The sequence below is a fragment of the Bacteroidota bacterium genome, assembly GCA_018266835.1.
In the GTDB taxonomy this organism is placed as follows: Bacteria; Bacteroidota; Ignavibacteria; order Tepidaquicellales; family Tepidaquicellaceae; genus JAFDZO01.
In genome coordinates, this window is the sequence record JAFDZP010000004.1 from 155,279 (window position 1) to 169,953 (window position 14,675).

Consider the following 14,675-nt stretch of genomic DNA (forward strand, 5'->3'; position numbering starts at 1 on the left):
TATGAATTGCCATTGCAGCTAATTCACACCTAATTTTTATTTTCAATGAAGAGATTTTTTGTCATTATTTTAATACTACCCTCGTTACTATTTGCGCAGAATGATGTTAAAAAAAATGTGCAGGTGAATTCGAAGTCAACTTTTTTTGAGCCGGAGGAAGTTACGATTGCAATCAATCCCACTAATCCGAATAATTTCATCGGCGGTGCGAACCTCGACTGGTATTATTACTCAACGGATAAGGGTAAGACATGGACTGAGGGCAAAATGCCGGGGCCGGTAATCTACGGTGACCCTATGGTTTACTTTGATATGCTTGGCAATGCATACTATTGCCACCTGGGACCATTTGGCAATACGGGAATTATGATTGCACGTTCATCTGACGGCGGGAAGACATGGAGCAACAGCAAAAAAATTTACGGCAATGACGGAAGTGTTCCTTTCATGGATAAAGAATGGCTTACATCGGATAGAAGCGATTCGAAGTTTAAAAATAATTTGTATATTTCCTGGACTCAGTTTGATAAGTACGGAAGCAGCAATCCAAAAGACTCATCCAGAATTTTATTTTCACGTTCAACAGATTTCGGTGAGACGTTCTCTTCTCCTATACAGATTTCAAAATATCTTGGTGATGCAAAGGACGGAGATTCAACTGTTGAAGGCGCAGTGCCGTGTGTAGGTCCCGAAGGCAACCTTTACATTGCATGGAGCGGACCGCAGGGAATTGTTTTCACAAAATCACTTGACGGCGGAGTATCTTTTACAAAAGAAAAATTTGTTACCAAACAAATCGGCGGATGGGCTTATGATGTTGCGGGAATTTACAGAGCGGGAGGATTGCCTTTCACTGATTGCGATATTTCAAACAGTCCTTACAAAGGAACGATTTATATAAACTACTCAGACAGCACGAATAACGACCACGATATTTTTATAGTAAAGTCAACCGATGAAGGCGAGACTTGGAGCGCGCCGATAAGAGTAAATGATGATGCAGTCGGCAACGGAAAAGAGCAGTTCATGAGTCACTTCTGCGTTGACCCTGTTACGGGAGTTATCAATGTTCTTTTTTATGACAGAAGAAATTATGAGGACAGCAAGACCGATGTTTATCTTGCGCGAAGCAGGGACGGGGGAGCAACGTTTGAAAATATAAAGATAAGCGATTCGCCTTTTACTCCGGTCAAATCAATTTTCTTCGGTGATTATATCGGAATTTCTTCCTATAATAATCTTGTATCGTGCTTATGGATGAGACTTGAAGGCACACAGTTATCAGTTCAGAATTTTACAAAACAATTTTAATCTATTTATAACTAACTACATTGGCAGAGAGTAAAGGATATCAGGTATCGGCAAGGAAGTACAGACCGCAGAGATTCGATGAAGTTTCTTCACAGGAATTTGTAACGGATACACTTAAGAATGCAATCATCACCGAAAAAATTGCGCACGCATATATTTTAAGCGGACCGCGGGGTGTAGGCAAAACTACTATAGCAAGAATTTTTGCGAAAGCGCTTAACTGCAAAAATTTACAGAACGGCGAGCCGTGTAATGTTTGCGATAGCTGCGTTGAAATTACAAAGGGAACACATCCCGATGTATTCGAGCTCGATGCTGCATCAAACAGAGGTATCGATGACGTTCGCGCAATTCAGGATGCTGCAAAGTTTTATCCTATAAAAGGAAAGAAAAAATTCTTTATCGTCGATGAAGTTCATATGCTCACGGGAGCTGCGTTTAATGCAATGCTTAAAATCCTTGAAGAGCCGCCGGAGTATCTTGTATTTATTTTAGCAACAACCAATCCCGAGAAAGTCCCGCAGACAATTTTAAGCCGCTGTCAGAGATTTATTCTGAAGCGTATTAAGATAGACGAGATAATGGGCAACATAAAAGAGATTGCTAAAGAAGAGAAAATAAAAATTGATGAAGAGTCATTGTTTTTAATTGCGAAGCTGGGTGACGGCGCGCTGAGAGATTCACAGGGAATTTTTGATATGGCTGTTTCTTTCTGCGGAGAGAATATAAAGTTTGAAGAACTTAATAAATTCTTAAATCTCCCCGATAAAGAAACGTTCTTCAAAATTTCAGATTACATACAGGAAGGAAATTCAAAAGAAATTATTTCCTTCTTCAATTCTTTAATTGACCAGGGATTTGATTTGCAGACTTTCTTCAACGGGTTAATCGAGCACTTAAGAAATTTGTTAATCATAACTTCTACAAGTAATGTTGAGTTATTGAACGAATCGGATGTAATAAGAAGCCGTTATTTAGAGACTTCAAAAAAATATACAGAAGGGCAGGTATTGAGGCTTCTTAAAATTTTATTTGAGAGCGAAGGAAGATTTAAATTTTCAGGCAATCAGAAATTATTACTTGAATCAATTTTGATTGAGCTTTGCAGAGTGAATGCAGAAGTGAAAGACTTAGCCGAAATGATTGCAGTCGTAAATGCACTGAAGAACAGAAGCGGCGAAGCAAAACCGGTAAAGCAGAATTTCAGAATTACACAGTCAGTTGTTGAAGTAGATAAGGCAATTGCAAGAAATGAAGAGAAACAAATTAATACTGAAGCTCAGGTGAAAAAGTCTTTAGCAGATATGATAAAAGAGATGTTCAATGCAGAAGATTACGAGATACCTCAGAATTGATTGGTAATATTCTTAACCACAGAGTTCACAGATTTATTACACAGAGAACACAGATGTTAAAAGTTGAAATGAATTTCCATTATATCAATAAAATTTTTAAAAATAATTAATAAAAATTCCGTGTTCTCTGTGCATTTTCACTCTGTGTTCTCTGTGGTTAAGCCCGGAGTCTCATAAGTAAAAATAGTATAGAATCCGTTATTATTTTAAAAACAATGAAAGATAAAAAATACTATTCTATAAAGAAAAATTTTCTGGCGATAGAGGAGCAATACTCAGATTACAAAAATTCAAAAATTGCAATTCTGCCCGTGCCTTATGAAGTAACAACTTCTTATGGTAAAGGAACTGCTAAAGGACCAATGGCGATTTTAAAAGCTTCTCATTACGTGGAATTTTTTGATGAAGAACTCAACCGCGAATTATGTTTTGAGAAAGGAATCTGCTCCGTAAAGCAATTAGATATGACGGATAAACGGGGAAGCGCAGCGCTTGAGTATATTCAAAAGCATGTTGCTCAATTAATTGCAGATGATAAATTTGTTGTAACGCTTGGCGGCGAGCATACAATATCCACTGCTCCGATAAAAGCACACTTTGATAAATATCCCGATATGACAATTCTTCACTTCGATGCACACTCTGATTTAAGAGAAGAGTACGAAGGAACTAAATTTTCTCATGCATGTTTTGCTAAAAGAGTATCGGAGTTTACTACGAATATTACGCAGGTAGGCATAAGAGCTCAGAGCATAGAAGAGTATTCATACATTAAAGAAAAAGATATAAAAACTTTTTATGCTTATGAAATAAGGAATGGAAGATACGGAGTTGACTGGCAGAACATGGTGCTATCGACTTTAAGCGATAACGTTTACATAACTTTTGACGTGGATTATTTTGATCCTTCCATTATGCCTTCGACCGGAACTCCCGAACCGAACGGTTTATACTGGGCAGAGACAATGAATTTATTAAAACGTTTAGGGGAGACAAAGAACGTCGTTGGATTTGACGTAGTTGAACTTGCACCGAGAAAAGATTTTACATACCCTGATTTTATGACTGCGAAACTTATTTATAAGATGCTGAATTATTTTATAAAGTAATTTTTATTTTTTTTACCACAGAGGACACAGAGATTATACACAGAGGGCACAAAATTTTTAACAGTGTATTTCTCAGCGCTCTCTGTATAATTTTTTGTGTTCTCTGTGGTTAAGTTTTTAAATCCCTTTCAAAATGAATAAGAACGATGTAAAAAAGTATGCTCTTGTAGTTAATAAGAAGCTCGGCGAATTATATCCCAATGCTAAGTGCCATATAGATTATCAGAATTCATTTCAGTTATTGATATCAACCGTCCTTGCAGCGCAATGCACTGATATAAGAGTAAATGCTACGATGGTGCCTCTGTATAAATCAAAGTATAAAAAACCGCAGGATATTTTGGATGACGGATTAGAAAATTTCCGGACAGAAATTAAGTCAATTAATTTTTACAATAATAAAGCGAAGGCAGTAATTGCAATTTGCGAAATGTTAGTGGAGAAACATAGAGGGAAAGTCCCCTGTGATATGGATGCGCTTACTGAACTTGCAGGTGTCGGAAGAAAATCTGCCAGCGTTGTGCTGGGCAATACATGCGGAGTGCATGACGTTATTATTGTGGATACTCATTTAAAAAGAGTAGCAGGAAGGCTTGGGCTTATAAAGAACGAAGACCCTACAAAAATAGAATTTGAACTGAAAGAGTTAATTCCTCCGACTGACCAGTGGCATTTTTCAATGAGAATCGGTGAGCACGGAAGAGTTGTGTGCCATGCAAGAAAGCCGAACTGCCCTGAGTGTGCTTTCAATCAGTCATGTCCTTCAAGTCTTGTAAAAGACGGTCAGCCTGCAATTACTAAGACTGCTAAAATTTCTAAACCAAAAAATTAAATGCCAAAACCTTTCTCGAACGAAACACTTTCTAAGATAGAAGTTATATTAATGGACCTTGACGGATGCCTCACAACAGGCCATATTGTTTACTTAAGCTCAGGCGAAGATTTAAAAATATTCAATACTCATGACGGTTACGGAATTACAAGGGCAAAGAAGCTCGGAATAAAGTTCGGAGTTATAAGCGGAATGAGTTCGCTTGTGAACCAGAGAAGAGTTGACAGACTTAAAATAGATCATTTATATCAGGATGTTGATGATAAGACATTGCCTTATAAAGAGCTGAAGGAAATGTATAAGCTCGGCGATGAAAATTTTGCGTATATTGGCGATGATGAGTTTGATATTGGCTTATTGAAACTTGTGGGATTTTCATGCTGCCCGAATAATGCGATGGCGGAAGTAAAGAAGAATGTTGATTACGTCTGCGCAAAAGACGGCGGTCAGGGCTGTGTAAGGGAGATTATTGACATGATTTTGAAGGCTAAGGGCTTGATATAACATATATGTATGTCCCTTCCCCTTGAAATTTTTGAGATAATTTATTAAATTGTAGATTCATTAAAAATAAAGAGAATATGAAAAAAGCATTTCATCCGAAATATTATAAAACCGACGTTATCTGCAACTGCGGAGAGAATAGAGGAGTCATTTTTACAACACGTTCAACTGTTCCTGAAATCAAGGTTGAAATATGCTCATTATGTCATCCATACTTCACGGGTACGCAAAAAATTATAGATACAGCAGGTAGAGTTGAAAAGTTCAATAAAAAATACGGCAAAAAGAAAATAGAAGTTACTCCTGAAAAGTAAATTCTATATAAATATCAGATAATTTTAAAAGCCAATGTTGACTTCAACGTTGGCTTTTTTATTTTATATAAAAAATATGAATATAATACTATTTGAAGACGGGAATTACAAAAATCTTTTTCCGTTAAATATTCTCCGTCCTAACTTTGAAATAAAATGCGGAGTATCGAATCTTCTGGCGAAGCATTTAAGACGTGTTCCCGAGGGTTCGCAGGTAACACTTCACGTCCGCAAAACATTGCAGGAATATGTTACTATGAAATATCCTGAGGCGGCTATTAATAAGGTTGACGTGAAGAAGTCGTATGTATTTCTTAATTCAAAAGTAATTTATTCAAAAAGTTTTTTTGAGAATCTTCCGAAGGCAAAGACCGATGTAGTTTTAATCGATAAGAATAAAACTGTTTTGTATGCAACAGTATCAGGACCTAATGTAAAGAAAATTTCTGTAAAAATTACTAAAGGCGCGCCGCTTACATTGCTTGATTTCAAAAAGCCGAAGGTAAAAATGACTGAGTACAAAGAGAAAGATGTAAAAGTTATGGAATACTCATGGGATACGATGAGATATTTAGAGGGGGAGTTGAAAAAAGAATTGCACTTCCTCTGCAAAGATTCAAACACATTGACTCATCCGAAAGCAAAAGTTGCTCCTATTGTGATACTGGATGATTCAGCAGGAAAGATTTACGTATCCGAGCATGCGGTGATTGAACCATTCTCTTATATTAAAGGACCTTGTTTCATAGGTAAAAATGCGCTGGTGAAATCGGGCAGCAAAATTTACGGACCCGTATCTATCGGCGAAGGCTCGAGAGTTTCGGGCGAAATATCAGGATGTATTTTCCATGCAAGAGTGAATAAGCAGCATGACGGATTTGTCGGCAACTCTTATTTCTCTGAGTTTGTTAATCTTGGTGCGGATACAGTTACAAGCAATCTGAAAAATAATTATTCAAAAGTAAGGGCGAAGCTCTTCAAAAAAGAATATGAAACTGATCTGCAGTTCTTAGGAAGTATAATCGGCGACCATACGAAAATCGGCATTAACACAATGCTGAATACAGGCACGGTCATCGGCGCATTTGTAAATATAGCAGGCGGAGGATTTCCGGATAAGTTCATTGATTCGTTCTCATGGTATATCATAGGTAAAAAGCCTGCGAAGTATAAAATTCCTGATGCATTAAAGACGTGTGAGATTGTTATGAACAGACGCGGAATAAAAATGACTAAGGAATTTGAAAAATTAATTAAAGCAAAATATTAAAATAAAATTTGATCTGGATAGTTGTATTAGTTGTAATAATAATTTTAGTAATAAGTGTTCTTTTATTTTTGAAGTCGAAAGTGTTTGGAGCTTTGCCTGAAGAAGGAAAGTATTCTTCATCTCCGAATTACAAAAACGGAGCGTTCAGAAATCTTGAAGTAACTCCCATGATGGGTGATAAAACATCGGGGCACCAAATGACTATGCTGAGTGCACTATGGAAATTTTTAAATAAGCCGAAGAATACACGGCCGCCCGGACCGCTGCCGTTTGTAAAAACTGATTTGAAAAATCTTGATTACGATGCGCCGGCAATTGTTTGGTTTGGACATTCCTCATATCTAATTTCATTCAAAGGAATAAATATTTTAGTTGACCCTGTTTTCAGTGGAAGAGTTTCACCTGTTCCTATAGGAGGAAAAGCATTCAAAGGTACTAATGAATATCAGGCTGAACACATGCCTGAGATTGATATTCTGATTTTAACACACGACCATTATGACCATCTCGATTACAAGACAATAACTGAGCTGCATCCAAAGGTAAAAAAGATTTATACTTCACTTGGAGTTAGTCCGCATTTATTAAGATGGGGAGTTGAGCAGGGTAAGATTAACGAGATGGACTGGAACTACTCTGAGAACGTCTCTGAAAATATTAAACTGACTGCCTTAACGGGAAGACATTTTTCGGGAAGACAGTTTAAAAGAAATCAGTCACTGTGGAATTCATTTGTACTGGAGTTCTTCGGCTTTAAAATTTATGTAGGTGGTGATTCAGGATACGGAAAACACTTTAAAGAAATTATTTCAAAGTACGGACCATTTGATATTGCACTGCTCGAGTGCGCGCAGTATGGTGAAGGCTGGCCGTATATACATATGACTCCCGAACAATCTCATCATGCAGCAGTTGATATAAATACAAAAGTTTTATTCCCGGTTCACTGGGGAAAATTTGCATTGGCGTTGCATCCATGGGATGAGCCGATGCATAGGTTATTAGCTGCGAATAAGAATAATGAAGTTGAGATAACTACTCCGATGATTGGTGAAGTTGTAGTGATGAATGAGAAATTGCCTAAGAGTAAGTGGTGGGAGAAGGTGTAGAATTGAAATTCTGGAAACATTTCGCTTGTATCATACTTAAAAAAATAATAACTTAAAGAAAAATGTTTATGGAAAAACTTTTTCTTTTTCTTGCCGTTTTCTGTACAACAAATTTGTTCGCCCAATCAGGCTGGCAGCAAATTTCAACTCCAACCAACACTTCATATACTTTTAACACAATATTTTTTGTTTCAAAAGATCTGGGGTTTCTATACTATAAACAAAACTATGCGCCGTATTTTAGAGACGGAAGAATTTATATGACAACGGATGGCGGAAATACTTTTGCTCTTACATCCACCAATGTAATTTTGCAATATGCCTATTTTAAAAATGCTAATACCGGATGGATACTCGGGGACAGGATAAATTATGAAGTTCCCGGACATTACTACTTTACTTATCAGACAACAAATGGCGGAGCTAGCTGGACTGAGACTGAATATGTTACAAATTCGAACTATACAAACTGTATAAAATTTTCTAACGATAATACAGGATGGAAAACAAAAAACGGCGGCAACGGACTTTTTAAAACAACAAATGGCGGAGCCACATGGGATAGTGTAGCAGGTAATCTGGGAAATACTTTTGTGGATTATTTTACGGTCAATACAATTGATTCGGCAAATTCCATTTACCGTTTAACCACATTTTATAAAGGTCCAGGAGCCATAGTAAAATATTCTACAAATTCAGGAATAAACTGGGTTCAGACAGGTTCTCCCGGCAGTCAAATTCGAAATAAAAACCATTTTGAATTTTTAAACGCAACATGCATAGTTACTTATGCTACCGGTTTACCCACTAAAACAACAAATTATGGTGTTAATTGGAACTCGACACTTAGTATTCACGCATTCATGGATATATCTACTTTAAATAATAAATACGTGTGGGGATTAAATACTGAAGGGAAAATTAAATTTTCAACAGACGGCGGAAGTGCTTTTGCAGATCAACTTAATGTAGGATTCACTTATGACTCCTCATCACACTGTTTTATGTTTCCGGCAGATACTGTAATACATGTTACAGGTTTTTTAAATACAGGCGGCAGATTGTATAAAACTACCACAGGAGGACAGGTTGTAACATCTGTTTCCAACAATGAATCAGTAGTTAACAATTTTAATTTATCTGTTTATCCGAATCCTTTTAATCCATCTACTAAATTAAAAGTAGATACACGCTCGGCTATAAATTTTCTTACAATAAATCTTTATGATTTATCAGGAAAACTTATGAAGTCAACTGATTATCATGATATTCATATAGGAACAACAGAACTTAACATTGACCTTAATAATCTACCAACCGGTTCATACTTGCTCAAAGCAACGGGTGAAAACTTTTCCGAAACAAAGAAACTTGTTCTGCTGAAGTAATCTATTTTGCAGAATAGGGCAATTGTAGTCAATTGAATAAATTTTGAATATTGAGTATTTTAAGTATTCAATGTCTTTTGCAATATGTTTTGCAGTACATTTTGGGCGGTTAGCTCAGTTGGTTAGAGCGCTACGTTGACATCGTAGAGGTCATTGGTTCGAATCCATTACCGCCCACTGAATTTCTTTTTTACAGATTCAATAAATCATGATTCACATTATAAAGATAAATATAGCCATTTTTCAATTCTCACGCTTCACGCGAACGCCTCACGCTATACCCAGCTCACTCTTTTAAACAAAATTTAAAAATTAAAATTTGAAGATTGATTCGCAAGAGGCGGGTCATTCATTTAACTATATGGATAACAAAATTAAAATAACTTTCCCTGACGGAAGCGTTAAGGAATTCGATAAAGGGGTTTCTGCATTCGATATTGCAAACTCCATTAGCAAAAGACTTGCTGAAGAAATACTTGTTGCAAAAGTAAACGGAGTTGATAAAGATGTTAACGCTCCGATAAACGAAGATGCTGAAATAAAATTGTTCAAGTTCGATTCAGATGAAGGCAAAAAAGTTTACTGGCATACAACTTCGCACATAATGGCGCAGGCTATTGAGGAATTATTTCCCGGAGCAAGATTCGGCGTAGGTCCTCCTATAGAAGGCGGATTTTATTACGACGTTGACTCGGATAAAAAATTCACTGAAGATGATTTAAAAAAGATAGAAGCTAAGATGCTTGAGATTGCAAAACGCGACCTGAAGCCGAGCCGTATTGAAATGCCGAGACTTGAAGCGATTGAATACTTTAAATCAAAAAGAAACGACCCGTACAAAGTAGAAATTCTTGAAACAATTGCTAAGGATGAAGATAACGTTTCGCTCTATGAACAAGGTAACTTTACTGACTTATGCCGCGGTCCTCATCTTCCTTCAACTGCAAAAGTGAAGGCAGTTAAACTGCTTTCCGTTTCAGGTTCTTACTGGAGAGGCGATGAAAAGCGTCAGATGCTTCAGAGAATTTACGGAATATCTTTTCCTAAGCAGAAAGATTTAGATGAGCATTTAAATAATCTTGAAGAGGCAAAGAAAAGAGACCACAGAAAACTCGGGCAGGAATTAGAATTATTTATGATTTCTCAGGCAGTGGGAAGCGGTCTTCCTATATGGCTGCCGAAGGGTTCTATTGTAAGAATGGAACTGGAAAATTTCTTAAAGAGCGAACAGTTCAAAAGAGGTTACGAGCCCGTTTATACTCCGCATATCGGAAAAATTGAATTATATAAAACATCGGGACACTATCCCTACTATAAAGAGTCACAGTTTCCTCCGCTGGAGTTTGAAGATGAGACAGGAAAAAAAGAGCAGTATTTATTGAAGCCGATGAACTGCCCGCATCACTTCCAGGTTTATAATCATAAGCCGAGAAGTTATAAAGATTTGCCGGTGAGACTTGCTGAGTTCGGTACTGTTTATCGTTATGAACAATCTGGTGAATTAGCAGGATTATTAAGAGTAAGAGGATTTACACAGGATGACTCACATATTTTCTGCAGACAGGACCAGTTGCTTGATGAAGTCTGTAACGTGATTGAGCTTACTCAGTTTGTTGCAAGGACAGTAGGATTTGATAATCTGAACATAAGACTTTCATTCAGAGATAAAGAAAATAAATCAAAGTACGGCGGAACAGATGAACTATGGGATAAAGCCGAGCAGGATGTAAAAGATGCTGCAGACAGAATGGGACTTGACTATACGATTGCAATCGGTGAAGCCAGCTTCTACGGTCCGAAGATTGATTTTATTTTAAAAGACTCGCTTAACAGAAAATGGCAGCTTGGAACTGTACAGGTTGACTACGTTCAGCCTGTTAACTTCGATATGCTATATACAGGCGCAGACGGACAGAAACACAGACCTGTGGTTATTCACAGAGCGCCGTTTGGCTCTATGGAAAGATTCGTTGCATTGCTGATTGAAAACTTTGCGGGATACTTCCCGCTCTGGTTAGCTCCGGTGCAGGTGATGGTAATTCCGCTTACAGATAACCACAAAGAATATGCTCAGAAAGTGCATGATGAATTGAAATCTCAGAATATTCGTGTCAGTTTAGACGAAAGAAACGAAAAAGTGGGCTATAAGATACGAGAAGCTGAAAATAAAAAAATCCCATATATGCTTGTTTTGGGCGATAAAGAGGTAAATGAGGGATTAATTTCGATTCGCGAGCATAAAAAGGGCGATACCGGAAAAATGGAATTGAATAAATTTATAGAAATTATTAAATTAAAGGTTTCCAAAAAAGATATTTTTTATTAATTAAATCCAATACAGTATTAAAGATAATAAACGCTTCCGCGAAAGAACCAATAACTACATAAACGCTCCTCAACTGAGAGTGATTGACGAAAACGGCGATGCCTTAGGTGTACTGTCTAATTTCGAAGCAAAGAAATTAGCGCAGGAAAAAGGGCTCGATTTAATCGAAATTTCGCCAAATTCAAACCCTCCTGTTTGCAGAATTTCCGATTACGGTAAATTCAATTATGAAAGACAGAAGAAGGAGAAGGAAGCCAAGAAAAATCAGGTAGTAATGACGGTTAAGGAAGTGCGTTTTAACCCGAATACCGATACGCATGATATTGAATTTAAGACGAAACATCTTTACAATTTTTTGATGGAAGGGCATAAAGTAAAAGCTTACGTTATGTTCAAAGGCAGAATGATTACGCACCCTGAGTTCGGACGAAAACTGATGGACGATATTGTGAACAAGCTGAGTGAAGTCGGTAAGCTTGAAGCTCCGCCGAAAATGGAAGGAAAGCAATTGATTGCTTACTTCATGCCGGATAAAGCAAAGATCGCTGCGATTAACAAGTTCAGACAGAGAGAAGCAAAGTTAATAGCTAAAGAGAATGCGATGGAATCAGGACAGACCGCTCCGAAGCCGGTAGTAAATGAAGAAGTAAAAAACGACGCAAGTCAACAAGAAGAAAAACAAACATCAGATAATAATTCTGAAGGGAATATAGAAAATGCCTAAAATGAAATCCAACAGAGCTGCTGCTAAGAGATTCAAAGTAACAGCTACAGGGAAACTGAAAAGAAGTAAGTCTTACAAAAGACATATTTTAACAAAGAAGTCCAGCAAAAGAAAGAGACATCTTGGTACAGCTACCTTGGTTTCCGCACCGGAAACGAAAAAAATGCTTAGATTAATCCAAGCATAATTTACAATTATAAGCCCGCTTAAATGCCGGGGAACGTATAATAATTTTAAAAATTAAAATAAACAAATGCCACGTTCAAAAAACAAAGTCGCATCGCACAGAAGAAGAAAAAGAATCCTCGAGAAAGCTAAAGGATATTTCGGAGCGAGAAGTAAAGTCTATACAGTTGCAAAAAACTCCGTAGAAAAGGGTTTAACTCACGCATACAAAGACAGAAAAACAAAGAAGAGAGTTTACAGAAGCTTATGGATAACAAGAATTAACGCTGCTGCAAGATTGAACAACACTTCTTACTCAAAGTTAATCGATGCGTTAAACAAAAAGAATATTGATATAAACAGAAAAGTTCTTTCTGATTTAGCTTACAATAATCTTCCTGCATTCAATGAAATAGTAAGATTCGCTTTAGCGTAATTTTTCTTTTACATTACGGTTATTTTTACAAAAGGCGAGCGAAAACTCGCCTTTATTATATATAATCCTTTTTGACCATGCTTGACAACTTAAAAAATATATCAGCTGAAGTAACGGATGAAATAAAATCGGTAAACGATTTAAACTCGCTGGAAGAATTCAGAATAAAATATTTAAGCAGAAAAGGAATAGTTGCCTCCCTGTTTGAAAATCTCAAAGACGTTCCTAAAGAAGAAAAAGGCGCTTACGGAAAGCATCTCAACGAATTAAAAAATCTTGTTAATAATCTTTTCGAAGAAAAGAAAAATTCCTTTGGCTCTGCTGAAGAAAAATCCGACATTGATATAACCTTAGAAGGCAGAACCTACAATGTAGGAACACGCCATCTTATTTCAAAAGCGCTTGAAGAAATTTCCTCGATATTTGTAAAGATAGGATTTAAAATTTACGACGGTCCTGAAATAGAAACTGAGTTTCATAACTTCGATGCACTCAATACTCCTGACTATCATCCTTCAAGAGATATGCAGGATACTTTTTATTTAGATGAAAAAGGCAAACCTTCGAATGAATACGGTAAAATTTTATTAAGAACTCATACATCTCCGGGTCAGATACGCGCAATGCTGGGGCACAAGCCTCCGATAAGAATTATTTTGCCCGGTAAGGTGTTTAGAAATGAAGCAATAAGCGCAAGAAGCTTATCGCAATTTCATCAGATTGAAGGATTGTATGTTGATAAAGATGTTACGTTCGGTGATTTGAAAGGAACGCTGGATTACTTCGCAAAACAATTTTTCGGAGACGATTTAAAAACAAGAATGAGACCTTCGTTCTTCCCGTTCACTGAGCCCTCTGCTGAAGTTGATGTAGAGTGCTTCATCTGCAAAGGGGAAGGATGCAGAATTTGCAAGCATACGGGCTGGGTAGAAATTGCAGGCTGCGGTATGGTAAATCCTAAGGTATTTGAAAACGTAGGATATGAAGAAGGTGAATACACAGGTTTTGCATTCGGTATGGGAATAGAGAGAACGATAATGGTGAAGTATGGAATTCCGGATATAAGAATGTTCTATGAAAATGATGTCCGCTTTTTAAAACAATTTTAATGAAGTGTCGAACTCGTTACGAAGCTCCAGCTTCGTAACGTATTCTAAATTTTAATTATTGAACCACCCCCTTAATCCCTCCCGCCTTTAGCGGGACAGGCTCTCCTTGTAAAGGAGTGGAAGACAGTTTAAATAAGTATTATAATTTAAAACAAACACATTGAAACATTTATTAATATTAATAACAGCAGTTTTTATTTTTTGCTTTGCTTTAATTTTTAATAACGCAAATGCGCAGGATAGTGAAACAAAAATTGCGCAGCTTGAGACATCTTTAGGTACAATAAAAATAAAATTATTTACCCAAGAAGCTCCTTTGACATCACAAAATTTCATTGACCTTATTAATAAAGGCTTTTACGACGGAATAATTTTTCACAGGGTAATAGACGGGTTTATGATTCAGGGTGGAGACCCTACCGGAACAGGAATGGGCGGCTCAGGAAAAATAATTCCTGATGAATTCAAAACAGGGTTATCGCACGGCAAGCCGGGCATTGTTTCTATGGCAAATGCAGGTCCTGGAACAACAAGCTCACAGTTTTTTATTACTCTAACTCCTCAGGGAAGGTTAGATGGGGGATATTCTATTTTCGGTGAAGTTATCGAAGGAATGGATGTTGTATCTGCAATCGGCAAAGTTAAAACAGGTTTAAATGACAGACCGGTTGAAGATGTAAAAATTATTAAAGCAACAATTTTAGAATAATAGTTTTATTTATA

At 36.9% G+C, this 14,675-nt stretch carries 15 protein-coding genes and 1 tRNA gene; all 16 read left to right on the plus strand.

Translation table 11 applies throughout. The annotated features are described in order from the left end of the window. The first annotated feature begins 45 nt into the window (after positions 1-45). The 16 genes from JST55_11735 to JST55_11810 all read left to right on the plus strand — a co-directional run bounded on the left by JST55_11735 (position 46) and on the right by JST55_11810 (position 14,661). Positions 46-1,311 carry an exo-alpha-sialidase gene (locus JST55_11735; GenBank protein MBS1494178.1) on the plus strand — a complete coding sequence of 422 codons (1,266 nt, stop codon included), beginning with the start codon at positions 46-48 and terminating at the stop codon, positions 1,309-1,311. Between the two features lie 20 nt (positions 1,312-1,331). After that, the gene (gene dnaX / locus JST55_11740) at positions 1,332-2,666 is read left to right on the plus strand and encodes a DNA polymerase III subunit gamma/tau (protein MBS1494179.1); all 1,335 of its coding nucleotides are present in this window, start codon (positions 1,332-1,334) and stop codon (positions 2,664-2,666) included. A gap of 215 nt (positions 2,667-2,881) precedes the next feature. Then, positions 2,882-3,775 (plus strand): agmatinase, encoded by an 894-nt coding sequence (gene speB, locus JST55_11745; GenBank protein ID MBS1494180.1) that lies wholly within the window; start codon positions 2,882-2,884, stop codon positions 3,773-3,775. 133 nt (positions 3,776-3,908) lie between these two features. Next, the gene (gene nth / locus JST55_11750; protein ID MBS1494181.1) at positions 3,909-4,607 is read left to right on the plus strand and encodes an endonuclease III; all 699 of its coding nucleotides are present in this window, start codon (positions 3,909-3,911) and stop codon (positions 4,605-4,607) included. Continuing rightward, positions 4,608-5,111, plus strand: a complete 504-nt coding sequence (locus JST55_11755; protein ID MBS1494182.1) for an HAD hydrolase family protein — start codon at positions 4,608-4,610, stop codon at positions 5,109-5,111. A 77-nt stretch (positions 5,112-5,188) separates the two neighbouring features. Then, positions 5,189-5,425, plus strand: a complete 237-nt coding sequence (gene rpmE, locus JST55_11760) for a 50S ribosomal protein L31 (GenBank protein ID MBS1494183.1) — start codon at positions 5,189-5,191, stop codon at positions 5,423-5,425. 76 nt (positions 5,426-5,501) lie between these two features. Next, positions 5,502-6,695 (plus strand): hypothetical protein, encoded by a 1,194-nt coding sequence (locus tag JST55_11765; protein MBS1494184.1) that lies wholly within the window; start codon positions 5,502-5,504, stop codon positions 6,693-6,695. An 11-nt stretch (positions 6,696-6,706) separates the two neighbouring features. Continuing rightward, a complete protein-coding gene (locus JST55_11770; GenBank protein ID MBS1494185.1) occupies positions 6,707-7,804 on the plus strand; it encodes an MBL fold metallo-hydrolase in 1,098 nt (365 codons plus the stop codon). 68 nt (positions 7,805-7,872) lie between these two features. Next, entirely contained in the window at positions 7,873-9,192 is a 1,320-nt protein-coding gene (locus JST55_11775; protein MBS1494186.1) for a T9SS type A sorting domain-containing protein, read from the plus strand. A 103-nt stretch (positions 9,193-9,295) separates the two neighbouring features. Next, positions 9,296-9,369 (plus strand) — tRNA-Val (locus tag JST55_11780). 184 nt (positions 9,370-9,553) lie between these two features. Continuing rightward, the gene (thrS, locus tag JST55_11785; protein MBS1494187.1) at positions 9,554-11,518 is read left to right on the plus strand and encodes a threonine--tRNA ligase; all 1,965 of its coding nucleotides are present in this window, start codon (positions 9,554-9,556) and stop codon (positions 11,516-11,518) included. A 4-nt stretch (positions 11,519-11,522) separates the two neighbouring features. Then, positions 11,523-12,242, plus strand: a complete 720-nt coding sequence (locus JST55_11790) for a translation initiation factor IF-3 (protein MBS1494188.1) — start codon at positions 11,523-11,525, stop codon at positions 12,240-12,242. Beyond that, positions 12,235-12,429 carry a 50S ribosomal protein L35 gene (gene rpmI / locus JST55_11795; protein MBS1494189.1) on the plus strand — a complete coding sequence of 65 codons (195 nt, stop codon included), beginning with the start codon at positions 12,235-12,237 and terminating at the stop codon, positions 12,427-12,429. The genes JST55_11790 and rpmI overlap by 8 nt, the downstream gene beginning before the upstream one ends. Before the next feature lie 66 nt (positions 12,430-12,495). Beyond that, on the plus strand, positions 12,496-12,843 hold the full coding sequence (gene rplT / locus JST55_11800; GenBank protein MBS1494190.1) for a 50S ribosomal protein L20: 348 nt from the start codon (positions 12,496-12,498) through the stop codon (positions 12,841-12,843). Positions 12,844-12,920: 77 nt separating this feature from the next. After that, positions 12,921-13,952 (plus strand): phenylalanine--tRNA ligase subunit alpha, encoded by a 1,032-nt coding sequence (gene pheS, locus JST55_11805; protein MBS1494191.1) that lies wholly within the window; start codon positions 12,921-12,923, stop codon positions 13,950-13,952. A gap of 160 nt (positions 13,953-14,112) precedes the next feature. Next, positions 14,113-14,661, plus strand: a complete 549-nt coding sequence (locus tag JST55_11810; protein ID MBS1494192.1) for a peptidylprolyl isomerase — start codon at positions 14,113-14,115, stop codon at positions 14,659-14,661. Positions 14,662-14,675: the final 14 nt, after the last annotated feature.

Coding starts and splice junctions, on each gene's coding strand:
- JST55_11735 (MBS1494178.1), top strand. CDS start 46: ATGAAGAGATTTTTTGTCATTATTTTAATACTACCCTCGTTACTATTT.
- speB (MBS1494180.1), top strand. CDS start 2,882: ATGAAAGATAAAAAATACTATTCTATAAAGAAAAATTTTCTGGCGATA.
- nth (MBS1494181.1), top strand. CDS start 3,909: ATGAATAAGAACGATGTAAAAAAGTATGCTCTTGTAGTTAATAAGAAG.
- JST55_11755 (MBS1494182.1), top strand. CDS start 4,608: ATGCCAAAACCTTTCTCGAACGAAACACTTTCTAAGATAGAAGTTATA.
- rpmE (MBS1494183.1), top strand. CDS start 5,189: ATGAAAAAAGCATTTCATCCGAAATATTATAAAACCGACGTTATCTGC.
- JST55_11765 (MBS1494184.1), top strand. CDS start 5,502: ATGAATATAATACTATTTGAAGACGGGAATTACAAAAATCTTTTTCCG.
- JST55_11775 (MBS1494186.1), top strand. CDS start 7,873: ATGGAAAAACTTTTTCTTTTTCTTGCCGTTTTCTGTACAACAAATTTG.
- thrS (MBS1494187.1), top strand. CDS start 9,554: ATGGATAACAAAATTAAAATAACTTTCCCTGACGGAAGCGTTAAGGAA.
- rpmI (MBS1494189.1), top strand. CDS start 12,235: ATGCCTAAAATGAAATCCAACAGAGCTGCTGCTAAGAGATTCAAAGTA.
- rplT (MBS1494190.1), top strand. CDS start 12,496: ATGCCACGTTCAAAAAACAAAGTCGCATCGCACAGAAGAAGAAAAAGA.
- pheS (MBS1494191.1), top strand. CDS start 12,921: ATGCTTGACAACTTAAAAAATATATCAGCTGAAGTAACGGATGAAATA.